At 67.6% G+C, this 22,780-nt stretch carries 22 protein-coding genes and 2 pseudogenes; 11 read left to right on the top strand and 13 right to left on the bottom strand.

Annotated features, from left to right (window positions below; translation table 11 throughout):
* Positions 1-113 precede the first annotated feature (113 nt).
* From ABD882_RS08385 to ABD882_RS08370, 4 genes are all read right to left on the bottom strand, one after another.
* Positions 114-1,508 carry an IS1380 family transposase gene (locus ABD882_RS08385; protein WP_345186026.1) on the bottom strand — a complete coding sequence of 465 codons (1,395 nt, stop codon included), beginning with the start codon at positions 1,506-1,508 and terminating at the stop codon, positions 114-116.
* A gap of 121 nt (positions 1,509-1,629) precedes the next feature.
* On the bottom strand, positions 1,630-2,442 hold the full coding sequence (locus tag ABD882_RS08380) for an AAA family ATPase (RefSeq protein ID WP_345186025.1): 813 nt from the start codon (positions 2,440-2,442) through the stop codon (positions 1,630-1,632).
* Complete coding sequence (locus ABD882_RS08375; protein WP_345186023.1) at positions 2,442-3,575, bottom strand: Mu transposase C-terminal domain-containing protein; 1,134 nt, start codon at positions 3,573-3,575, stop codon at positions 2,442-2,444. The genes ABD882_RS08380 and ABD882_RS08375 overlap by 1 nt, the downstream gene beginning before the upstream one ends.
* Before the next feature lie 258 nt (positions 3,576-3,833).
* The gene (locus ABD882_RS08370) at positions 3,834-4,430 is read right to left on the bottom strand and encodes a recombinase family protein (RefSeq protein ID WP_345186021.1); all 597 of its coding nucleotides are present in this window, start codon (positions 4,428-4,430) and stop codon (positions 3,834-3,836) included.
* A gap of 208 nt (positions 4,431-4,638) precedes the next feature.
* On the opposite strand from ABD882_RS08370, the gene ABD882_RS08365 reads away from it, so the two are divergent.
* From ABD882_RS08365 to ABD882_RS08335, 7 genes are all read left to right on the top strand, one after another.
* Positions 4,639-5,556, top strand: a complete 918-nt coding sequence (locus tag ABD882_RS08365) for an SPFH domain-containing protein (RefSeq protein WP_345186020.1) — start codon at positions 4,639-4,641, stop codon at positions 5,554-5,556.
* Positions 5,553-5,750, top strand: a complete 198-nt coding sequence (locus ABD882_RS08360; protein WP_345186018.1) for a type II toxin-antitoxin system antitoxin — start codon at positions 5,553-5,555, stop codon at positions 5,748-5,750. Before ABD882_RS08365 ends, ABD882_RS08360 begins: the two co-directional genes overlap by 4 nt.
* Before the next feature lie 72 nt (positions 5,751-5,822).
* Positions 5,823-6,611: an ABC transporter ATP-binding protein gene (locus ABD882_RS08355; RefSeq protein WP_345186016.1), complete on the top strand. Its 789-nt coding sequence runs from the start codon at positions 5,823-5,825 to the stop codon at positions 6,609-6,611.
* Positions 6,604-7,404 carry an ABC transporter permease gene (locus ABD882_RS08350; RefSeq protein ID WP_345186015.1) on the top strand — a complete coding sequence of 267 codons (801 nt, stop codon included), beginning with the start codon at positions 6,604-6,606 and terminating at the stop codon, positions 7,402-7,404. Before ABD882_RS08355 ends, ABD882_RS08350 begins: the two co-directional genes overlap by 8 nt.
* Positions 7,405-7,424: 20 nt before the next feature.
* Positions 7,425-7,616 (top strand): hypothetical protein, encoded by a 192-nt coding sequence (locus tag ABD882_RS08345; RefSeq protein WP_345186013.1) that lies wholly within the window; start codon positions 7,425-7,427, stop codon positions 7,614-7,616.
* 13 nt (positions 7,617-7,629) lie between these two features.
* Positions 7,630-8,238: a DUF1214 domain-containing protein gene (locus ABD882_RS08340; protein WP_345186012.1), complete on the top strand. Its 609-nt coding sequence runs from the start codon at positions 7,630-7,632 to the stop codon at positions 8,236-8,238.
* Positions 8,235-8,921 (top strand): DUF1254 domain-containing protein, encoded by a 687-nt coding sequence (locus ABD882_RS08335; RefSeq protein ID WP_345186011.1) that lies wholly within the window; start codon positions 8,235-8,237, stop codon positions 8,919-8,921. The genes ABD882_RS08340 and ABD882_RS08335 overlap by 4 nt, the downstream gene beginning before the upstream one ends.
* Positions 8,922-9,097: 176 nt before the next feature.
* Here ABD882_RS08335 and ABD882_RS08330 read toward each other — a convergent pair whose 3' ends face one another.
* Complete coding sequence (locus tag ABD882_RS08330) at positions 9,098-10,333, bottom strand: epoxide hydrolase family protein (protein WP_345186010.1); 1,236 nt, start codon at positions 10,331-10,333, stop codon at positions 9,098-9,100.
* 88 nt (positions 10,334-10,421) lie between these two features.
* Between ABD882_RS08330 and ABD882_RS08325 the strand changes: the two genes are divergently transcribed.
* A complete protein-coding gene (locus ABD882_RS08325) occupies positions 10,422-10,868 on the top strand; it encodes a MarR family winged helix-turn-helix transcriptional regulator (protein WP_345186008.1) in 447 nt (148 codons plus the stop codon).
* 8 nt (positions 10,869-10,876) lie between these two features.
* Positions 10,877-11,035, top strand: a pseudogene (locus ABD882_RS08320) (AAA family ATPase); the annotation flags it as partial.
* Positions 11,036-11,568: 533 nt separating this feature from the next.
* On the opposite strand, the pseudogene ABD882_RS08315 reads toward ABD882_RS08320, so the two are convergent.
* Together ABD882_RS08315 and ABD882_RS08310 are read right to left on the bottom strand one after the other, a co-directional pair.
* A pseudogene (locus ABD882_RS08315) lies at positions 11,569-12,327 on the bottom strand (TniB family NTP-binding protein); the annotation flags it as partial.
* A 31-nt stretch (positions 12,328-12,358) separates the two neighbouring features.
* Entirely contained in the window at positions 12,359-13,102 is a 744-nt protein-coding gene (locus tag ABD882_RS08310; RefSeq protein ID WP_345186007.1) for a TnsA-like heteromeric transposase endonuclease subunit, read from the bottom strand.
* 410 nt (positions 13,103-13,512) lie between these two features.
* Between ABD882_RS08310 and ABD882_RS08305 the strand changes: the two genes are divergently transcribed.
* Positions 13,513-13,941 (top strand): MarR family winged helix-turn-helix transcriptional regulator, encoded by a 429-nt coding sequence (locus tag ABD882_RS08305; RefSeq protein WP_345186006.1) that lies wholly within the window; start codon positions 13,513-13,515, stop codon positions 13,939-13,941.
* Positions 13,942-14,018: 77 nt separating this feature from the next.
* Positions 14,019-16,586: an ATP-dependent helicase HrpB gene (hrpB, locus tag ABD882_RS08300; RefSeq protein ID WP_345186004.1), complete on the top strand. Its 2,568-nt coding sequence runs from the start codon at positions 14,019-14,021 to the stop codon at positions 16,584-16,586.
* Here the strand turns inward: hrpB and ABD882_RS08295 are convergent.
* From ABD882_RS08295 to ABD882_RS08270, 6 genes are all read right to left on the bottom strand, one after another.
* Positions 16,583-17,317, bottom strand: coding sequence for an ABC transporter permease (locus ABD882_RS08295; protein WP_345186003.1), 735 nt, complete (start codon positions 17,315-17,317; stop codon positions 16,583-16,585). The genes hrpB and ABD882_RS08295 overlap by 4 nt on opposite strands.
* Entirely contained in the window at positions 17,314-18,087 is a 774-nt protein-coding gene (locus ABD882_RS08290) for an ABC transporter ATP-binding protein (RefSeq protein WP_345186002.1), read from the bottom strand. The genes ABD882_RS08295 and ABD882_RS08290 overlap by 4 nt, the downstream gene beginning before the upstream one ends.
* Before the next feature lie 64 nt (positions 18,088-18,151).
* Complete coding sequence (locus ABD882_RS08285) at positions 18,152-18,739, bottom strand: TetR/AcrR family transcriptional regulator (protein WP_345186000.1); 588 nt, start codon at positions 18,737-18,739, stop codon at positions 18,152-18,154.
* Between the two features lie 62 nt (positions 18,740-18,801).
* A complete protein-coding gene (locus tag ABD882_RS08280; RefSeq protein ID WP_345185999.1) occupies positions 18,802-20,298 on the bottom strand; it encodes an L-serine ammonia-lyase, iron-sulfur-dependent, subunit alpha in 1,497 nt (498 codons plus the stop codon).
* Entirely contained in the window at positions 20,295-21,911 is a 1,617-nt protein-coding gene (locus ABD882_RS08275) for a sensor histidine kinase (protein WP_345185997.1), read from the bottom strand. The genes ABD882_RS08280 and ABD882_RS08275 overlap by 4 nt, the downstream gene beginning before the upstream one ends.
* Complete coding sequence (locus ABD882_RS08270; RefSeq protein WP_345185995.1) at positions 21,908-22,759, bottom strand: response regulator transcription factor; 852 nt, start codon at positions 22,757-22,759, stop codon at positions 21,908-21,910. Before ABD882_RS08270 ends, ABD882_RS08275 begins: the two co-directional genes overlap by 4 nt.
* Between the last annotated feature and the right edge of the window lie 21 nt (positions 22,760-22,780).

The raw sequence follows: 22,780 nt of genomic DNA, 5'->3' as shown, positions 1-22,780 counted from the left end.
TCGACGCGCCCGCTTGGGCCTGATTCTGGCATGGCGGTGCGACAGTGCGCCGCGTTGCGCTGCGGTGGCGGTTCTCCAGGTCCTCGGTCGTGACGGTCAGCAGGTCAGTGGGCTCAGCCGCTGGGTGCCGGGAGCGTGCGGAGTCGGCTGATCGCGGTGAGGGCGATCGTTGCCCAGTGGGACCGGTTGGAGAGGTGCAGGATCGTGCGGCGGCCGTGGCGGGCGATGGCTGCGGGGATCGTGAAGAGTCGGTGCCGGAGTCGTTTCGGTTCCCAGCGCCTGGCCTCGTGTTCGGGGTGGGCGAGGAGGCCGGCCCAGGCGGTGATCTCGGACGCGAGGGCGACGATCTGGGTCCAGATCCGGTTCTGATCGAACCCGTGTAACGGGAGGTTGCGGAGGCCTTGGTCTTTCGCGTTCCGGATGCGGTCCTCGCAGCGTGCCCGACGCCGGTGGCGCAGCTCGAGCTGTTGCAACTGGCCTCGCTTGCTGTTGGTCGCGAACGCGGTGAGCCGGTAGCCGTCGACGTCGCCGAAGCGGAGCTGCGCGCCGGGGTGGGGGCGTTCCCGCCGGACGATGACCCGCATCCCGTCGGGCCACCCGGTCATGTCGAGCAGTCCGGTGAGTTCGGCGACGGCGGCGCCGTCGCGGACGTCCCCGTCGGCGTCGAGCGCGGCCTCCCAGGCTTTGTGGTCGGTGATGAGTTTGTAGAGCTCAGGGGTGTGGAACGGGAGCGTGTAACCGACCGAGTACGACAGGCGGCGTTTGGTGAGCCAGGAGAGAAACTCTTTCGTGCCGCCGGCGCCGTCCGTGCGGATCAGGATGCTCTTGCCCGGCCGCGGGTTTCCGCTCGGCAGCTGGGCGAGCGCGGCGCAGGTGACGGCGATGTGGTCCGCTGCGGTGTTCGACCCCGCGTTCCCCGGCCGGAGCTTCACGGCCAGCATCTCCCCGGACCCTGCGGGCCCGTGGTCAGCGAATGCGATCAACGGATGGAAGCCGAACCCGCGTTTGAACGTCGCGGCTGCTTGCTCCTTCTCCGAGTGCGCGGTCAGCAGCGTCGCGTCCAGATCGATCACCAATGGCGACTCTGGCGATCGATCTGTGTCCGGCGCGTGCATGCCCGCCAGCGCCCACGCCGTCTCCCTCGCCGCCTGTCGGGCGGTGTCGATTGCGGCGAGGACCCGGTCGGCGTCCGCGGCCAACGCGGTGATCGTGCGGGACACCGTCGCATCCGACGCGACCAGACCGTAGACGCCCGGCTCGGCGCGGACCGTCGCGATGTCGCTGAGCGCGTCACCCCCGAGGGCGAGCGTGACCGCGAGATCGAGGATCACCTTGCCCGGGTCATGGGTTGCGAGCGGTTTCCTCCACGGCCCGAGCGCCCCAGACAGGGCCCGGTCCAGGCCCGTCGCGCGGATCGTTTCGGTCAACAGCACCCCGCCCGCATGACCGACCGCGGGCACGTCCGCAGTATCAACATCCACACGCGGATAGGCTCCGGTATTCTTCACCTTGAAGGTGCTCCTTGAACTGAGCGAACTGGTTTCTCGACAATTCCAATTCTCCCAGATCAGGAGCACTTTTCCCATCTACGACATGACCCTCGCGCCACTCAACGATGAAAGCCCGAGGCTAGTTGCCGATGACGAGGATGCTGGCGGCGGCTTCGATGACGTCGTCCGTGATCGTGTCCAGCTGGTTGATCTTCAGCACCCGATTGATCTGTGGGAAGAGGCGTTCGAGGAGGCGGAAGTTGCCGCGGGTGATGCGTTCGATCGCAGCAATTGCTTGCGCGTCGGTGAAGTCGTCAGGGTCGAGGGTTCTGCCGAGGCGTTTCCAGTGACGGTCGAGAACAAACAGGAGTTCTTCGCGGCCGAGGGCTCGGTAGTGGTGTGAGAATCCGAGGCGGCTGTAGAGCTGGGGGTAGTGGCGGAAGCGTTCGTCGACGCCGGGCATGCCGATCAGGATCATCGCGCGGTGGGTGCGGTCGTGCTGGTCGCGGAGCAGCTCGAGTGCGGTGGGGGTGAGTCGTTCGGCTTCGTCAATGATGAGCAGTTCGACGAGGCGGGTGACGTCGTGCTGTCTAACCCGTTCCGGCTCGGGCATGAGGGAGCGGAGGTGCTCGTCGGCGCAGATGCCGACTTTCATCTGCCAGTGCTCGATGTCGTGCATGAGGTCTTTGGGTCGGCAGAGGACTTCGGGTGTGTAGAAGACGGTGCGGGATCGGTTCGCCAATGCGTAGTGCTTCGCGTCGTGGTCTCCGCGGGGTCCCCACTCGTTGATGTAGGGCTCGAGGGCGTCCCAGTTCGCGTAGCGACGGGCGGAGTTGGTCTTCCCGACGCCGGCGGCGCCGTGGCAGATTCCGATCGTCTTCTCTTTCCGGACGGCGTTAGCGAACTCGGTGAAGCGTCGGTGTTCTTTGGTGACGATGAATGCTTGGTTCATCACTCGTCCTCTTCGTAGGTGCGCAGCTTCGGCCGCCGCTTCGTGGGTTCGGGGGTGCGAGGTTCCTCGCGAGCGGCAACGGTCGGGATGCGATCGTTGATCGCGCGGCGCAGCTGTTTGCGGCGGGCGCGCCGGGCGGTTTCGATGTCGCGGAGGCTGAGGCGGAGATTGGGGTGGGCTTCGTCGATGGCGGTGCAGATGAACGTGTCCCGGTCGTAGACCCGGATCTCGGAGATGTCGCGCGGGTCATACCGGATGGTGATGGTGTGCCCGACGAACGGCGCCAGGGTCGGGGAGAGGTAGCGCTGACCTTGGAAGTGGATGCCGTCGCGCTGCACGACCCGGTTCTTCGGAACAGTAAGAAGTAGTCCGTCGAGTTCTTGAAGGCTGTCGGGCATCCGGGGCAGCCAGCCGTCCGCGACCCACGCATCCCGGGGCGAGATCCCCAGCTCGCTGTGGGTCCGGTCGTTGTAGGTGCCAATGAATTCGACGATCGCCCGGTCGAGGCCGGCAAGGTCGAGGACCGGTGTTGGGGTGCGGCTGCCGGGTCCGAGGTGGCCGGGGAGCGTGGCCAGGAGTTCGGTGTTAATGGTGCGGAAGAACCGCTCGATCTTCCCGCGTCCCTGGGGTCGTCCGACAGTCGAATGGATGACCCTGATGTGCAGGGCGATGGCGGTCTGCTCGAGGTGGTGGCTGATGAAGTCGGAGCCGTGGTCCACGTGCAGGATGTCCGGGATGCCGCACATCGCCCACGCCGGATCCGTTTTCCGCCAGATCGCCTGGCGGAGAGCCAAAGCGGTGTTGATAGCTGACGGTGCGCCGGTGAAGACCATGTATCCGCAGATGGCGCGGGAGTAATCGTCCATCACGGTGGTCAACCAGGGCCGGTCGGGTTTCCCGTCGGCGCCGACGATGAGAATGTCGAGCTCGGTGTGGTCGGACTGCCACGTCTGGTTCGGGTGTTCCGCGCGTCGCCGGAAGACGAGCTCATGCTTATCCCGGTACGAGGCCGGCCCCTCAAGCGCCAGGGTCACCAGGGCCGGATCGAGGGCCCGCACGATCTGCCGCACCGTCGCGTAGCTCGGCGGCAACAGCTCACGTGCCTTCGCATCGGCGCCGGCAAGGCGGTGCAAGGTGGCGATGCTCGGGCGTGGCCGAGTAAGCGCCAGCCGTTCGATGAACGCGACCGTCTCCAGTGACGTTCGGCGGACGCCTTTGTCGGTGCGGTCATGAGGGTCGAGGGCTGCGACGCCTCCTACTTGGTAGAGCTGGTGCCAGCGTTGCAGGGTCCGGGCGGAGATCCCGGTCTCCCGGGCGAGGACCGCGAGCGGGATCTGGTCTTCGACATGCAGCCGAGAACACGCCACAGCTCGGCCGCGTCCACGAGGCACCTACACGGTCGTGCTCTCGCGAGCCGCGACGGCCTTCTGATGCCGGTACAGGGTGGCCCGGCTCCACCCGACGAGCCGCGCCGCATCCTGCGCGGTCCGGCCTTTTGCCCTGGCCTCGGTGACGAGCTTGAGCTTGTCGGCGACGACGACGGGATCGGACAGGGGCCGGCCGAACTTGGTGCCGCCTTCCCGGGCGGCCGTGATCCCGGCGTTCACACGTTCCGCGATCAGTTCACGTTCGTACTCAGCCAAGGTGGCGAGCATGTTGAGCATCAGCCGACCTGACGTCGTCGATGGGTCGATCCCGTCCGAGATGCTCTTGACCTCCACGTCTCGTTCCCGGAGCAGCTTCACCGTGTTCAGCACATCAATCAAGGACCGTCCGAGGCGGTCAACCCGCCAGACGACGACCGTATCGCCAGGCTTGGCGTAGTCGAGGAGCTTCTTCATCCCAGGCCGCGAGACCGCGGTCCGGCTGCCCGAGGTGACGTCAGTGAAAATATCCCGCTCCTGCACACCCGACTTGACCAGGGCGTCGACCTGCAACTTCGCGTCTTGGCTTCTCGTGCTGACCCGTGTGTACCCAAGATGTCTCACCAGTCCATTGTGCCTCAGAAACCGCTAGAAGCGGCCGAGCAAAGACGCTTCACGGTAAGACATGTTTCCGAGACAAATTGTCTCCCGGAAGTCCGCCACTCTCTCGCCCGACTAGGGACCCGTTTCGCGTGCCTCGGAAAGCTTTACGTTTCCGAGACGGGTCCGTTAACGTGATATCGCTTTATAGTGGAGTGAGCTGGGAGGCTGGATGAGTGGCGACAAGTCATCACCGCTGTTGGATGCTGCGCCGTTTGGGCATTCCGGAGCACGCGTCGAGGTCACGGAGCGTAAGGCGAGAGCGGCCCCTGGGGGATTCGGCATAGCGGCATTGGTTCTCTGTGTGGTGATTGCGGTCTGGTTGCTTCGTACCGGGCACGCGCAGTTCGTCGAGTGGCCGACGCTGGTATTTGTCCTCGTGTTGTCGTCTCTTGTGATCGTTCAGCCGGGGCAGACCCGTGTGGTGCAATTCTTCGGGCGTTACACCGGTACTGTGCGTCGCACCGGGCTGTCCTGGGTGGTGCCGCTTGCCGCTCGGCGCAGAGTCAGTGTCCGGGTGCGCAACTTCGAGACCAATCATTTGCGTGTCAATGATGCGCTGGGTAATCCGATCGAGATTGCCGCGATCGTTGTTTGGCAGGTGGCCGACACTGCCAAGGCACTGTACGCGGTCGATGACTACACCGACTTCGTGTCGGTGCAGGCCGAGTCCGCGATCCGTCATGTCGCCGCAATCCACCCCTACGACAGCGCCGATACGGAAGGGACGTCGTTGCGCGGCTCGACCGATGTCGTCGCGAATGAACTGTCGCATGAGGTGACGGCGAGGGTCGCGTTGGCCGGGGTGGAGATCATCGAGGTTCGCATAAGCCACCTGGCCTACGCACCGGAGATCGCGCAGGCGATGCTGCGTCGGCAACAGGCCAACGCTGTCGTGGATGCGCGGTCGCGAATCGTCGAAGGTGCGGTCGGCATGGTGGAGATGGCGCTCGACCGCCTCAACGAAAGCAACTATGTGACCCTCGACGATGAGCGCAAGGCGGCCATGGCAAGCAACCTCATGGTTGTACTGTGCAGCGATCAACCCGCGTCTCCCGTGGTCAACACCGGAACCCTGTATTCGTCATGAGCGGCGAACGAAAACAGGTCCTGCTGCGGCTCGATCCCGCGGTGCACGACGCGATCGCGCGCTGGGCCGCCGGCGAGTTGCGCAGTGTGAACTCCCAGATCGAAATCCTCTTGCGCGACGCCCTTGCCAAGGCGGGCAGGCTACCGAAGGAGGTTGGACCGCTCCCGCGACGTGGACGACCGCCACTGGCGTGAACTGTGGATCGGGGATCGGTCCCGGCCTGCCGATTAAAGTGATAGCTTTTAAATACGGACGGGGAGTGATTTATGACGAACGATGCCGGAACGAGCTCCGCTGCCATTCTCGACGTCGAGCAGCTGGTGGTGACGTATGGCACTCGCACTGCGGTCGATGGCGTGACCTTCCAGGTGAAGCGGGGCGAGATCTTCGGACTTCTCGGTCCGAACGGTGCCGGCAAGACGAGCACGCTCAGTGCGATCGAGGGCTTGCTGAAGCCACACGCTGGCACGGTGCGAGTGGATGACATCGATATCCAGCACGATCCGATCGAGGCCAAGACACACCTGGGCGTGCAATTGCAGGCATCCAGCTTCCAGTCCGAACTCACGATCGAAGAAATTGCCCGCTTGTACGCCGGGCTGTACGGGCTGCGAATCACGAAAAATGGCATCGCGGATCGGATTCGCGATGTCGGGCTGGGCGACGAGCTGGGCAAACGGTACAAGTCGCTCTCAGGGGGGCAGCAGCAGCGACTGTCACTGCTGATCGCGGTCATCCACCAACCCGCTCTGCTTTTGCTTGATGAGCCGACGTCTGGCCTTGATCCGCAGTCGAGGCGCCAGCTGTGGACCCGGATCGAAAACCTGCGCACCGGCGGCGGGAGCATCCTGCTCACCACCCATTCGATGGAAGAAGCCCAAGCGGTCTGCGATCGCGTCGCGATCATCGACCACGGAAAGCTGATCACGGTTGACACGCCAGCTGGACTGATCGCCACCCATCGCGACGACCCGCGTGTGGTCAACGTCGCTCGGGGCGAGGTCACCCTCGAAGATGTGTTCATCGGTCTGACAGGGAGCGAAATCCGTGGCTAATGCAACCTCCGCCCCTCCGGCAGGCGAGACCGCACGCACTCCAATCGGACTGATCTACGGGTCGCTACTGCGCGCCGACTTCACAGTCCTGCTGCGCAGCGGCAGGACGCTGCTGCTGAACGTCGCGGTGCCCATCGCGATCCTCGTCATCATCGGCTTACGGCTTGGTAACAAGACAAACGCCCTCACGCAGGGTGGACCGGGTTTCGTCATCGGCCTGGCCTTGACCTACGGCCTCATGGCTTCCAGCCTGATGGGGTACTCGATCACGGTCGCGCGGGACCGAGATGCCGGGGTATTCCAGCGACTGCGCGTCACCCCGGCTCCGACCTGGGCGATCATGACCAGCCGGCTGCTGGTTCAGATCGTCGTCGACATCATCATGACGATCGTCGTGGCGATCATCGCGGTCTTCGTGTTCGGCAAGGCGTTCAGTCCGGGCGATTACGCGCTCATCTTCTGCGTATCGGTCCTGGGTGGGGCGATGTTCCTCGCCATCGCCCAGGCGGTCGTGGGGCTGGTCAGGTCCGCGACTGTGGTGAACGCGATAGGCCGCATCCTTTACATTGTCCTTTTGCTGCTTGGGCTCCTGGGCTCGAGCGGGGTTCTCGGGTCCACGATGAAGGGCATCGCTGACTGGTCACCGGTCGGTGCGATGATCAACCTCTACGGCGGTGTCCTCAACCTCTCCAGCTGGGACTGGACCGACACCAACGGGCTCATCGCCACCGTCGGCTACATCGTCGTCGGAGCATTCATCGGCATTCGCTGGTTCCGCTGGGAATCACGGTAGACAGAGCAGCGAGACGCCACATGTCCAATGAACAGCACGAACCTCCCGCCGGTTCCGAACAACCGGGCGGGAAGAACCGGAAGCCGTGGTTCCGGCCGAACCGGTCCGGCCCGGGCTGGCACCCAAGTTCCTGGCAAGGCGTGCTGATCATCGTGGCCATCGTCGCCGCAATCACTACCGTCGTCGTGTTATTCAGAACCGGCGTGCTGTGATGCCGAAGTTATCGTGAGCGGCTTCCTCGCCTGGATCGCGGGCTCCGGGGTCGTGCAAGGCCTGATCATCGGACTGACCTTCGCGTACCTGACCACCGTCCTGGTTCTGAACGCTGTCGCGAAGACCGAAACAAAGACCGTCAACGGCTGGAGCGCGATTCGCAAAGCCGGCCAGCCCGGCAACGGCTTACTTGTGCGGGCGGCACTGCAGAAAGCCCTACCGGTTGTCAACGTGTTCGAGGAGGCGGCCTACTGGACGGCAACCCGAAGCGATGACAGCCATCAGCGGCTTACCGGTGATCATGCCTATCGCCTACACTTCGCGGCAGGTCAGCTGCCCCCAACCGACGCCTTCTGGTCGCTCACCGCCACGGACACCGTCGGCTACAAGATCAGCACGAACGGCGGCCGATCCAGCGTAGACAGTCACTCCGGTTTGGCGACCAACGCTGACGGGTCGGTCGACATCCTGCTGCAGCCAGACCAGCCCTCCGGCGCCTCACAGAACTGGATAGCGACACCATCCGGGCGGTTCAAGCTCATGCTCCGCGCCTACCTCCCCGGGCCGGCGATCGTTGACGGCAGCTACCAGATCCCGCCGGTCCTCGAGGTGCGGCCATGAATCGCCTCATCCTGAAACATGGCACACCGGTCACGATCGTCATCCTCGCGATCTTCGCCTGGGTGATCTACTCACGAGTCGCCGGGGGCGGGGTTAATGCGATCATCCTTCTCGTTGCAACGGCTGTGGCCGTGTGGGTGGTCACTACGTTCGCGTTCATTTACTTCTGGCCGCGGATCACAGTGGGTGGCTTCAAGCGAATATTCGTCAAACGCGGGTTGGGCGGAGGTCCGATCCCGGTCAACACAATCTATGCCGTGCCGGAAAGCCCATCCCAGTCCGCGTTGACCGGAAGCGTCATCGCAACCGGCACCGACGACATCCTCTACCTCGGCGGCTGGTTGGACGTGAAGGCCAGCCCACGCGTGCTGCACGTGCCTGACATGGGCGACCGCTACTACAGCGTGCAGTTCACCGACCCAACCAACGGCGCCAACTTCGCCTACGTCGGCAAACGCACCACCGGAACCGCCGCCGGCGATTTCTTCCTCTGCGCACCCAGATGGGTCGGCGCCACGCCAGACCGCATGACCCGGATCGACGTACCGCACCATGCCGCCCTGCTCATCGGACGCGTGTTCGTCGCCAACGAAGACGACCGACCTGCCGCATACGCACTCGCGAAGCAGATCCAGCTCACGCCACTGGAACTCGAGCCCAAGGGTGCGGCCCGCGCAACGTGACGGGTTCGCAGTTTACGGACCGCGCCGGAAGCACGCCTTCCGCAATGGCCGGCCCTCCTGCGTCAAAACCCCTCGAAAAGTCGCTGCCGAGCGATCACAGAACGCCGCCCCTTACCGCAGCGAACACCCCCACCGATGGCAATAGCAGGCGAACGGGTCGTATGCGGTGGCGACAGTCAGCGGACACTGTCGAAGAAGCTGCGCATGTCGGTGATGAGCAGTTGAGGGCGCTCCATCGCAGCGAAATGGCCGCCATCGTCGAAGTCGCTCCAGTGCGTGATATCGAGACCTTGCTCGCCATATCGTCGGATCGCGATGTCCTCGGCGAATGCCGCAACGCCCACCGGGACACGGGGCCGTGACCTGCCCCAGTTGGGTTGGGCGTGCATGTTCTCGTAATACATCCGCGCGGACGACGTCGCCGTGCGGGTGAGCCAGTAGAACATCACGTTGGTGAGGATCCGGTCGGGGCTGAGCGCTTCTTCATCAATCGGGCCGTGCACCCAAGCGGCCATCCGATCGACGATCCAGGTCAGCTGGCCGACCGGTGAGTCCGTCAGGGCGTAGCCGATCATCTGGGGGCGACTGGCCTGGATGTTGAAGTACGCGTTGCCGTTTGCCATGAATCCTTTGAGCTTGTCGAGTCGTCCCTTCTCGACATCCGTGAAGGAGGCGAGTTCTGATTCGGGAACCTCGCCCCATGGGATGAAGCCGACGGTGGCCGCGTTGAGGTGGACTCCGGCCACGTGTTCGGGATCGGCGTGGGCCAGCTCAGGTCCGATCAGCGCGCCCATATCGCCGCCCTGGACGCCGTAACGTTCATAGCCCAGGCGCTCCATCAGCTCCGCGAACGCACGCGCGGTGCGGGCAACATCCCACCCCTTGTCGTGGGTCGGCCCGGAAAAGCCGAACCCCGGCAGTGAGGGGATCACCAGGTGGAACGCGTCGGCCGCGGAGCCGCCATGGGCCGTCGGGTCGCAGAGCGGCCCGATCACATCGAGGAATTCGGCGATCGAACCGGGCCAGCCGTGCAACAGCAACAACGGCAGCGCATCCTCGCGTGGAGATCGGATGTGCAGGAAGTGGATTCGCTGACCGTCGATCGTGGTGAGGAACTGCGGATAGTCGTTGAAGATCTTCTCCTGGTCACGCCAGTCGTAACCGCTTTGCCAGTAGTCGACGAGACTGCGCACGTAAGTGAGGGGAACGCCGTAATCCCAGCCGCCGTCGGGCAGTTCATCTGGCCACCGGGTCTGCTCGAGCCTGCGGCGCAGGTCCAGCAGATCGGACTCCGGCACATCGATCGTGAACGGTTCGACCGCCGCGGCGGCCGCTACAGCGGGTGCTGGTGCCCGCCTGCCAGACGGCGTGAGGCCAGTTGCGGCTTGCGGAGTGGAAATCTTGTCAGACACGGGAACCTCCTCGATGTTTTGACATTACGGTGTCATAGTCAAGTGTGATGGCTATGACACCATAGTGTCAATATGGCAAGGGGTTCAGATGGAGCGCACGGAGGCAGGCGAGGCCTTCACCTCGTTCGTCGTCGAGGTGGCCGCGCTTGGACACTTCATGACGGCTGCCGGTGAGGCGATCGCCCGACACGGCGGACTGACACTCGCCCGCTGGGTGGTGTTGGACGCGGTGGCCGAGCAGCCACAAACGGTCGCGCAGGTCGGCCGGTTGCGGGGAATGGCCCGCCAACCGGTGCAGCGGGTCGCCGATCTGCTTGCCGAGGAGGGGCTTGCCGAATTCAATGAAAACCCACGGCATCGCCGTGCCAAGCTGCTCGCGCCGACCGCTCGCGGGCGGCAGGTGCTGGGGACGATCAATGCATACCAGGCGGCGTGGGCGAACGACCACGGTGGCCGCCTTGGTATCGCCCGGCTCGAAAACGCGCATGCGCTCATCGCGGAAATCCGGCCGCTCGTCGAGATGCCATCGCCGTAGTATCTCCCCCCAGCCTCTACAGCCGGCTTGGGTTCTCGCACCACTACCGAGCCCTCGGCCGCGAAGAGCTCCTGCTCATCCTCGATCGCCACTGGAAGCGACTCGGCAAAACACTCGACCCTGACGACTTCACCGACGCGCAAGCCATCGCCGCGATCGAACGCATAGGGTCGGTGTACCGTCAGGAACAAGTCCCCACGGCGCCGGACATCACGTACCAGAGTCTTCGTTGCACTCCGGCGAGACCCAGCGACTTGTTTGAAGAGAGGTGACAAAAGTGGGAATCACCCCAGGCGCCCTGGTCGCAGTCTTTGTCACCTTGCTCGTGGTCCTTGTCGCTCTGTACGTCGTGCGCCGAAGGAAGTGACCACTCGGCGGCCAAACCCCTCAGCCCGCGTTCACAACCTCACCGGGAACGGCCAAGGAAGCTGACTATCCGTAAATTCACTACCGACAGTTTGACCACGATAGCGAGGTCCTCGCTGTCGCGGTCGCAATCGCTGCGAACTCGTTCTCTTTCTGGGCTCAATGGAGCGTCGAGTGCCCAAGGATCCTTGACGGGCTGCACCATGCGCCAAATAGCGCTGTGATAATACCGTCATTTACCGCTGAGGGTCACAGGAATTGCGTTCGACGAGCCTGCTGTAAAGGCTCCGCACGGTTTCGCCCGGGAACGGGCTGACCGTCGCCGGCAGCACTCTCATCGGCCAGCCTTCACCCGTCGACCTCGTGGTCGTCGTGTGCTCTGTGCCGCTTCATCGGCTACGCGATCTTCGAGTCGCCGTATCGTCTCGAGAACCACCAGGAGATGATCCAGGTCGAGTTGTTCGGAACGATCACGAATCGCATCGCGAGCGCAACGCCGAATCGCCTTGGCCATGCGCCCCAGCGATCCTCGCGAGATCTCGCGAAGCTCCGCGGCGATCCTCAGAATGTCGCCTTCAGGCTGACGGATGAGGCAGAGCGAGTCTTCAAGTTCAGTGAGGACCCTCCCCCAGACCGCAGCTCCCTCGTTTGTTGCGACGTCATACTCGTCGAACTGGACAGTCTCAAATCTGGCCATGATCTGTTCTCCCCGGGACCCCCAGAAGAGCCCGTTCTGCGCGACGTTCACTCCGGCGTAGATCATCGTTCCGGGGCAGCGTTCCGAGAGTTCCTTGAGCGCGTCCGCCGCTTGTTCGCTCGCGCGATAGCGCAGATCGAGGCGATGGATATCGTCGATGATGACGATCTCCGTCTCACATGCCCGCATCACGTTGCTCACCCGACTCAGCAGCGTCTCGTAGGACGCTGTCTGAGAGAACGGAAGCGCGTAGAACTCCGCGAGCTTCTTCATCATCGTCTTCTCGGTCGCGTGCGTGGGCACCTGAGCGAAGGCGACGGGGATCAGGTCCTTTCTTCGAGTACTCGCACGTTCTCGCCGCGCTCGTTCATATGCTCGCCCGAACTCTTGGACGGCCGTCGTCTCACCAAGTCACCGGGATGGACGATCATCGGTCCGCTCCGAATCGGATCACTGCGGACATGCTCAGTGGGCGGCTGAGATCGCATCGAGCGACGTCGGACCAGATGAGGGCGTATGCCGCTCCAAGTGCGCTGTTTGGCGGGTCGCCCAGGAGCGCGACGAGGTCAACGAGTCGAATTTCTCCGGAATCGGGCAGGTCCCTGAGAACCACGCCATCAAGCCACTGCGGGTCGCGGTAACGCAACAGGAACCTCAGGTTCTGTTGCGTTGCTCCGGGTAGGTCGTCGAACACGAGGTAGTCCCATCCCAGAGCGGCCGCCATCCGCCGAGTGAGCTCGAACTTCGCCGCATCCTCCGGTTCGATCTCTGACCTCTCCCTCACGTCGACGAGAAGAGCGGTGCCGTCCTTGCGGCGAACGAAATAGTCGGGGGCATGCCGGCGCTTCGGGTTGCGCCAATGAATCCACATCGGCTGACTCGACACCGCCTCAGCACTCCGGGTTCGATCGAGGCTCATCAAGAACGCCCGCTCCCAAAAGGACTCGAAGGGCACGTGCTGGCCCGTCGAGGCAAGCCAGAAGCGTCCCTCGACGTTCCGCTTGTGTGGGTAGTCCGGAAATTTCCGGACTGGCGCCGTCTCCTCGAAAGCGACCGACCCGGCGTCTGACGGTGTCGCCTCTCGCGCGAACCCGTGAAGCGAGTATCGAATCGTGGCTGCCAGCGCGTTCGTTCCATCGATCGCCTGCAGCCAGTTGGTCGTCAGCGTCATTGCGGACTCCGTTCGGGCGCCGGTGTCCGCGGAGGTCTTCCGCGGTGCGGGTCCCAACTTGACGTGAAAGCTACTCCGCTGTCGGGCGCGGCACGGACACCACGCCGCCGAGCGACAACTCCGATGAGAATCTGCAACTCCGGTGAGACGATCTGCAGGTAGGTGAGATTTCGGCAGATCCGGTGAGACAGGACAACGAACCTATGAATTCCATAAGACCGTGATCTAACCGTTGCATTCGTTACCCCGCCGTTATACAGTGATCACACGGTGAAAGTTTGCTGTGGCTCTCATCGCATGTGATTGCAGGACACTCTTGGTGCAAGGGACAAAGGGCCGGTCGGAAGCCTCTCCGACCGGCCCTTACTGCACCACGCCCCACCCGCGCCACGGGTGGATAGGCTGGGGCGATGAGTGATCGGAAGCTGGCGCTGGCGGCGTGGGAGAGCCTCTTCCGCGCGCAGCACGAGATCTTCACGGACATGTCGGCAGACTTCGAGAGCACCGACCTGTCCACTGCCGAATACGACGTGCTGCTCACCGTGACCCGCTGCGCGAGCCGCACCGCCCGGCTGCGCGACGTGACCGCGAACATGCTCATCAGCCAGCCCAGCGTCTCCCGCCTCGTGGACAGGATGGTCGCGCGCGGGCTGCTTGAGAAGTGCCCCGATCCGGAGGACGGACGCGGATCCCTCGTGCACGCGACCGACACGGGCACCCGGGCGTTCCGGCAGATCGCCACCGTGCACGGCCGCTCGATCGCCGAGCGCATGTCTCGCCTCGACGAGGACGAGCTGCGCGCGCTCACGGCCCTGACGGAGAAGCTGCGCGGATCCTGACCCGCGCGCGACGCACGGGTTCTCGCATCGCTCTTCCCGGAGAGCTCGGCAGCGGGTGCGCAGGGCAGACTGGACGGATGACGCCCGCCGCCTTCGACCTCGTCTCGATCGGCGCCGGGCTGTCTTTCGCCGCCGCGCTCGACGACGTCGCGGCGGCCCTCGACACCCGCACGTCGCTCGTCATCAGTGCGCCGCCGGGTACCGGCAAGACCACGCTCGTCCCTCCCCTGCTGGCATTGCGGAGCGAGGGCCGCGTGATCGTCACGCAACCGCGCCGGGTCGCCGCCCGCGCCGCCGCGCGCCGGCTCGCCGAGCTCGACGGGTCGCCGCTCGGCGCCCGGGTCGGCTTCACGGTCCGTGGGGAGCACGTCCTGGGCCCGCACGCCCGCGTGGAGTTCGTGACGGCGGGCGTGCTGCTGCGCCGGATGCTCGCGGATCCCGGTCTGGACGGCGTCGACGCCGTCGTCATCGACGAGGTGCACGAGCGCGCGCTCGAGACCGACCTGCTGATCGGCCTGCTCGGCGAGGTGCGCGAACTGCGCGACGATCTGACGCTGGTCGCGATGTCGGCCACCCTCGACGCCCAGCGCATCGCGGCGGTGATCGGATCCGTCGACACCGCGGCGCCGATCGTCGCGCACACAGTGCCCGCTCATCCGCTCACCGAGCTCTGGGCGCCGAGTCCGGTGCCGAGGCTCGACGAGCGCGGTGTCACCCGGGGCTTCCTCGACCACGTGGCCCGCACGGCCGCCTCCGCCGCCCGGAATCTCGTCCGTGCGGATCCCGCGGCCGACGTGCTGGTCTTCGCGCCGGGGGCTCGCGAGGTCGCCGAGATCGCACGCCGGCTCAGAGGCGAGGACAGCGGCGACGAGCCCGGCGGGTTCGATGTCCGCGAGCTGCACGGACAGATGTCGGCGCCGACCCAGGATGCGGTGATCCGCGGCCGCGGTCCGTCTGATCCGCCCCGCATCATCGTCACCACCTCGCTGGCCGAGTCGTCGCTCACCGTGCCGGGCGTGCGCCTCGTGATCGACAGCTGCCTGTCCCGCTTCCCGCGGCGCGATGCGGCGCGCGGGATGAGCGGGCTCGTGACGGCGGGATCCGCCCGGTCGTCCGCCGTGCAGCGCGCTGGACGCGCCACCCGTCAAGGGCCCGGCACCGTCATCCGCTGCGTCGATGAGCGCACCTTCGCTGCGGCGCCGGCACGGCCGGCCCCCGAGATCGCGACGGCGGATCTCGCCGATGCCGCGCTGCTGCTCGCGTGCTGGGGTACTCCGGGCGCAGCCGGGCTGCGGCTCATCGATCCTCCGCCGGCCGATTCCCTCGCCGAGGCGCAGACCGTCCTGCACGATCTCGGCGCCACCGACGCCCATGGGCACGCCACAGCCGAGGGCCGCGCGCTCGCCCGTATCCCGGTCGACCCCCGCCTCGCCCGCGCGCTGATCGAGGGCAGCCCGCTCGTCGGAGCCCGGCTGGCGGCCGAAGTCGTCGCCCTGCTCGGCGGTGACCTGCGCGTCGCAGATGCGGATGTCGCCGGCGCGATCGTCGCGCTGCGCCATGGTCGCGGCCCGGACACTCAGCGCTGGTCGCGGGAGACCGAGCGGCTGCTGCGCTTCGTCCCGCCGTCGCACGGACGGGGCGGCGTCGACGATGCCGGACTCGTGATCGCCCTCGCCTTCCCCGCGCGCATCGCCCGGCGGGTCGAGCACGCGACCGACGGCGCCACGTTCCTGCTCGCATCGGGAACCCGCGCCGGCGTGCGCGGGCCGCTCGCCGGCGTCGAATGGCTCGCCGTCGCCGACGTGGCTCGCGCCTCAGGGCAGGCGGCGCGCGGCTCCGGAGCCATCATCCGGGCCGCCGCCGCGATCACGGAGGCGCACGCGGAGCGTGCCGCCGACCACCTCCTCACCGATCGCGTCGAGGCCGAGTTCACCGGCGGCCGAATCACCGCACGGCGGGAGCGCCGGCTCGGCGCGATCGTGCGCGCATCGGTCCCAGTTCGGCCGACGGCCCCGGAGGGTCGCGACGCCGTGCGACGGGCGCTGGAGGCGCGGGGCCTCGACGTCTTCACGTGGTCGGATCCGGCAGACCAGCTGCGCCGCCGGCTGGCGCTGCTGCACCACGCGCTCGGCGCGCCCTGGCCGGACGTCTCGGACGCCGCCCTGACCGCCACGCTCGCCGACTGGCTCGGACCGGAGATCGACGCCCTCGCGAACGGCACTCCGACGACGCGGATCGACCTCGCCCCGGCGCTGCGCCGACTGCTGCCCTGGCCCGCCGCCACAGAGTTCGACGCCCTCGCGCCGGAGCGCCTGGAGGTGCCGACCGGATCCCGGATCCGCATCGCCTACCCGCCGCACGACGATCCTGCCACCCGTCCCGTGGTCGCGGTGAAGCTGCAGGAGTGCTTCGGCTGGGCCCAGACGCCGCGTCTGGCCGGCGGCCGCGTGCCCGTGCTCTTCCACCTGCTCTCCCCCGCCGGTCGCCCGCTCGCCGTCACCGACGACCTCGCGTCGTTCTGGTCGGGTCCCTACGCGCAGGTGCGCGCCGAGATGCGCGGGCGCTACCCGCGGCATCCGTGGCCGGAGGACCCCTGGCAGGCCGCGCCGACCCGACACACGAAGAACCGGGCCGCGCGCGGTTAGGACGTGCGCCGGCGCAGCGTGAGCGGGGCGAGGATCAGGAACGCCACCGCGAACGCCGCGACGATGAGCACGGGACGCCACAGATCCCAGCCGTCGGTGCCCGCGGCGACGGCCTGGATCGCGTCGATCGCGTGGCTGAGCGGCAGCCAGTCCGAGATCGCGTGCAGCACATCGGGCATCTTGTCGCGCGGCATGAACAGGCCGCCCAGGATGATCTGCGGGAACACCAGCACCGGCATGAACTGCACCGCCTGGAACTCGGTCTGCGCGAACGCGCTCGCCAGCAGTCCGAGCGAGGTGCCCAGCAGCGCGTCGATGACGGCGACCAGGCCGAGCTGCCAGAGCGGGCCGTCCACGGTCAGCCCGCACACGTACACCGCGAACGCCACGGTGACGATGGCCTGCAGCACCGCCATGAGACCGAACGCCAGCGCGTAGCCGAGGACGAAGTCGGCCTTGCCGAGGGGCGTGGTCATGAGGCGTTCGAGTGTGCCCGAGCGGCGCTCCCGCAGCGTCGTGATCGAGCTCACCAGGAACATCACGATGAACGGGAACAGCGCCAGGATCGCCCCGCCGAAGGTGTCGAAGACGCCCTTGGTGTCGGTGAACAGCCAGGCGAACAGCCCGACCAGCAGGCTCGGCGCCACGACCATGAGCGCGATCGAGCGCGGGTCGTGCCGCAGCTGCGCGAGCACCCGGCCCGCGGTCGCGAACGTGCGGCGCGGGTTCATGATCCGACCTCCTCGCGCCGTTCCCGGCGGGTATGCGGATGGGTGGCGGCCTCGTCGGCCGTGTCGCGCGCGATGAGCTCGAGGAACGCCTGTTCCGGATCCGTCTTCCCGGTGTCGGCGAGGAGCTCCGCCGGGGTCGTGTCGGCCACGATCCGCCCCTCGCGCATGAGCAGCAGCCGGTCGCAGCGCAGCGCCTCGTCCATGACGTGGCTCGACACGATCATCGTCGTGCCGTCGTCGGCGATCCGGCGGAACAGACCCCACAGCTCGGCCCGCAGCACCGGATCCAGCCCCACGGTCGGCTCGTCGAGCACGACCACCTCGGGAGATCCCAGCAGCGCGACCCCGAGCGAGACCCGGTTCGCCTGGCCTCCGCTGAGGGCGGCGACGGTCTGCGCGGCGAAGGGCGTCAGCCCGACCTGCTCCATGACCCGGTCGGCGTCGGCGCGACCGACGCCGAGCACCGACGCGAAGTAGCGCAGATTCTGCCGCACGGTGAGATCGGAGTACACGGCGGCGCCCTGCGTGCCGTACGCGACCCGGTGCCGGAGCGACGCGGATCCGGCCGGCTCCCCCAGCACCTCCACCGTGCCGGAACGCACCCGCTGCACGCCGACGATCGCGCGCATCAGGGTGGTCTTGCCGCAGCCGGACGGGCCGAGCAGCCCCGTCACCTCACCGCGCGGGATGGTCAGCGCGAGGCCGTCGAACACGTCGTGCCGGCCGCGCCGCACCCGCAGCCCGTCGATCACCACCGCGTTATTCATCATGTGATGAATTATGGATCCGTCCGAGGGCGCCGGTCAAGAGCCTCCCGAAAGAAGCGCCGGCTGCCTAGTCGAACAGGTAGCGCTGGATCGTCGGACCGATCCGATCGACGAGCTCGTCGATCGGAGCGTCGGCGATCGGCTGCAGCCGCACCACGTACCGGGTCACGATCATTCCGGCGATCTGAGAGGCGACGAGGTTCGCGCGCAGGGCGGCGTCGGGCGACTCCAGCAACCCGGTGATACGCCCGATCAGCTCCCGGGCGAGAAACCCGACCAGCACCGGCGACATGGCCTTCGATCCGACCGCGACCCGGATCATGGTCACCCCGCGCCGGCGCACGTCCGGCTGCTCGAACGCCTCCAGCACGTACCGTACGAGCCGTTGGCCGACTTCGTCGCGCGGCCCCTTCAGGATCGCGGGGACATCGACGTCCGGACGCAGCGGGATCCCGATGACGTCGGCGAACAGGTCGGCCTTCGTCCCGAAGTAGTGATGCACGAGTGCGGAGTCGACGCCGGCGCGCGCCGCGATCGCCCGGACGGTCGCCCCGTCGTAGCCGTGCTCGCCGAACTCGTATTCAGCCGCGGCGACGATCAGGTCCCGAGATCCGGACTCCCCCTTGGGGCGCCCGCGACGGCGCGTCGTGCTCATCTGCTCACCCTACGCGCGGGCCGCGTCGCCCGTGCTCCTCAGCACACGACTCAGCCCTCGCCTCAGCACTCGATGACGTTCACCGCGAGGCCGCCCTCGCTCGTCTCCTTGTACTTCGTAGACATGTCCAGGCCCGTCTGCCGCATGGTCTCGACGACGGCGTCGAGCGAGACGTAGTGCTGGCCGTCGCCGCGCAGCGCGAGCCGGGCCGCGGTCACGGCCGTGGAGGCAGCGATCGCATTGCGCTCGATGCACGGGATCTGCACGAGTCCGCCGATCGGGTCGCAGGTGAGTCCGAGGTGGTGCTCCATCGCGATCTCGGCCGCGTTCTCGATCTGCCGGTTCGTGCCGCCCATGACGGCGGTGAGCCCACCCGCGGCCATCGCGCACGCGGATCCGACCTCCGCCTGGCAGCCGCCCTCGGCCCCGGAGATCGACGCGTTCGCCTTGAACAGGGATCCGAGCGCCGTCGCGGTCAGCAGGAATCGGCGGATGCCGCGTCGGCGGTTGGCCTCGGCGAGCTCTTCGGGATCCTCGAGCGCGCCGACCGCGACGAGCGAGGCCTCCGCGCCGAAGCCGAGCAGCGCGCTGCCGACCAGCTCGCCGTACGGGGTCACGGCGTTGCCCGCTCCCAGACCGGAGTCGGCGAGGAAGCGCCACCAGTACATCCCCACGGCGGGGAGGATCCCGGCGGCGCCGTTCGTGGGCGCGGTCACCACCCGCCCGCCCGCGGCGTTCTCCTCGTTCACGGCGAGCGCGAACGCGCCGAGCCATTCCCCGGGCACGGCGGGGTGCCCGTCGGCCTCGACCTCGTCGAGCTGCGCGCGGATCGTGCCGGCACGACGCTTGACCTTCAGCATGCCGGGCAGCGTGCCCTCGGCGTGCAGGCCGGCGTCGACGCAGGAGGACATCGCGTTCCAGATCGCATCGAGGCCGGCGGCGACGTCTTCTTCGGATCGCAGGGCGGTCTCGTTGCGCCGGGCGAGCTCGGCGATGGTCAGCCCGTGCTCGTCGCACAGCTCGAGCAGCGAGGCCGCGTCGCGGTACGCGAACGGGAACCCGGCGGCCCCGATCCGCGCCTCTTCGCCGTCGCGACGGATGAAGCCGCCGCCGATCGAGTAATAGGTCTCCTGGGCGAGGTGGGTCCCGGTGGCGTCGAGCGCCCGCAGGGTCATCGCGTTGGGGTGCCCGGGCAGGCGCGTGCGCGGCTCGAAGGTGATGTCGTCCTTGTCGAAGACGACGTCGTGCGTGCCGTTCAGCGCCAGTGCGGATCCGTCAGTCCAATCCGCCCAGGCCCGGCGCACGTCGTCGGGCTCGCACGCCTCCGGGGTGAGGCCCCGCAGGCCCGCGACGACCGCGTCAGGCGTGCCGTGGCCGAGACCGGTGGCGCCGAGGGATCCGTACAGCGAGCAGGTGACCCGGGCGACCTGGTCCAGGATCCCCGCGGCGGCCAGCCGGGCGGCGAAGTCGACGCCCGCGCGCATCGGGCCCACGGTATGGGAGCTCGACGGTCCCACACCGATGGAGAACAGATCGAAAGCCGAGACGTACGCTGTCACCCATCCAGCGTAGTCCGCGCCGCGGGCCGTGGATCCGGTTCCGGGTCCGGAACGGCACCGGTCGGACCCTCCACGGGCAGGGTGACCACAAACGTCGCGCCGGGTCCGGGGCCGATCGTGATCGTGCCGCCGTGCGCCTCGACGACGGCGCGGGCGATCGCCATGCCGAGACCCGTGCCGCCGCCCTCCCGCGAGCGCGAGGTCTCGCCGCGGGCGAACCGTTCGAACACGGTCTCGCGCACGGCGTCGGGGAGGCCGGGGCCGTCGTCCGCGACGGTGAGCCGGACGGACGGGCCCACGGACGCCGCCTGCACCTCCTCCAGCCGCACCCGCACCGTCGTGCCGCTCGGGGTGTGCAGCCGGGCGTTGCCGAGCAGGTTGTCGACCACCCGGCGCAGATCGGCCGCATCGCCGCGCACCACGGCAGGATCCTCGCCCAGTTCCATCACCCAGGTGTGGTCCCGGCCGGAGAGGCGCGCGGCGAGCACCGCCTCCGCGACGAGCAGGCGCAGATCCACGTCTTCCCTGGCCACCTCGGGCAGCGCATCGAGGCGCGCGAGCAGGAGCAGCTGATCGATCAGCGCGCTCATCCGCACGCCCTCGCCATCGATGAGGGCGGCGTTGCCGCGGATCTCTCCCGCGTCGGCGTCTGCGCGGTCGGACAACTGCGCATAGGCGCGGATCGTCGCGAGCGGGGTGCGCAGCTCATGGCTCGCGTCGGCGACGAATCGGCGCATGGTCGACTCGCTCTGCTCACGCTGCGACAGCGCCTGCTCGACGTGATCGAGCAGGTCGTTCAGCGCGGTGCCGACCTGGCCGACCTCGGCGGTCGAGGCGATGTCCGTGGCATGCACGCGCTCGGCGAGCGTGACCTCACCGCGATCGAGCGGAACGGCCGTCACCGCCGCCGCCGTGCTCGCGACCCGACGCAGCGGGCGCAGCGCCCGGCCCATCGCGAGGGCCGCGGCAAGGATCGCCAGCACGATGCAGGCGATGCCGACCAGCGTCACGACCAGCAGCAGCCGCCCGGTCGCCGACGACACCGGATCGAGCGGGAGCCCCGTGACGACCACCGCGCCGGTCGCCGCCGTGCGCGCGGCGACCCGGTACGAGCCGAGGGATCCGCCGAGGTCGACCGTGATCGGCACAGCGTCCGCACCTGCGGCCGAGGGCGTCAGCGCGGCGAGGGTCTGCTGCTGCGCGGCGGTGAGATCGTGTCGCGTTCCGGATGCGGCGATCCATCCGCCGACCGCGAAGGATCCGTCTCGGAAGATCGCCGTCACGGTGCCGGGAGACTGTCCCGGGGCGCCGACGATGTCATCGCGGGCCGGCGGCGTCGATCCGTGCGACCCGGATCCGGAAGACCCCGATCCGGAAGACCCCGATCCGGCGCTGCCCGGGGTGCCGGAGATCCCCGGCCGCCCGTTCGGCAGCGTGCCGCCCACGATCTCGGCGCCGCGATGCGCGGCCCCGACCACGCGGCCGTCGAGCTGGCCGAGCAGATAGTCGTTCAGGGAGACCACGGAGACGACGCCCACGACGATGCTCACAGCGGCGACCAGGGCCGACGCGATGAGCACCACCTGCAGACGCAGACTGCGCGCGTGTCTCATGAACCCCCTTCGGCGAGCGCCACCGCGGCGCCGGCGGCGTCAGCGGCGCCGAACGGGTCGCTCTCCTCGCGCTTCTCATCCGCCACCCGCAGCACGTACCCGACCAGCCGCACGGTCTCAAGGCTCAGCACGCTGCTCGGCGCGAGCTTGCGGCGCAGGCTCGACACGTACACCTCGACCACGTTCGACTCGGTGCCGAAGTCGTATCCCCACACCGTCTCCAGGATCTGCGAGCGGCGCAGCACCCGGCCTGCGTTGTTGGCGAGCAGCAGCAGCAGCTCGAACTCGGTCGGGGTGAGCTCGAGCGGGAGGCCGGCGAGCGCGGCGGCAGAGTCCGCCTTGTCCAGCACGACGTCGCCCACGTGCAGCACGGACGCGGCGGGGCGCGCGATCGCGGCGGCCGTCCTGGCCAGCACCCGCACGCGCGCCTGCAGCTCGGCGATCGCGAACGGCTTGGTGAGGTAGTCGTCACCACCGGCGTGCAGGCCTGCGATCCGGTCGTCGTGGCCGTCGAGGGCGGTGAGGAAGAGCACGCGGATCTCCGGACGGATCGCGCGGATCCGATCCAGGGTCTCCAGTCCGTCGATGTCGGGCATCATGATGTCCAGCACCACCACGTCGGGCTGGAACTCGCGCACCGCGATGAGCGCGCCGCGTCCGCGGTGCTCGATCCGCACCTCCCAGCCGTCGGCCTCGAGGGATCCGCCCACGGCCCGGGCCAGCGCCTGCTCGTCGTCGACGACCAGGGCCCTGGCCGGGGTCCCGTCGGCGCGCAGGAGCGGGGGGAGCCCGAGGGGCGTGCCGCGGGCGGCCCCCCGGGTGTCGGCGTCGTGCTGCGGATCCGTCATGATCGTGCCCCGTTTCGCTGT

This window comes from Microbacterium panaciterrae (assembly GCF_039541635.1).
Taxonomy (GTDB): domain Bacteria; phylum Actinomycetota; class Actinomycetes; order Actinomycetales; family Microbacteriaceae; genus Microbacterium; species Microbacterium panaciterrae.
The sequence above is the reverse complement of the archived record's forward strand: the minus strand, read 5'-3'. Positions and strand labels throughout refer to the sequence as shown.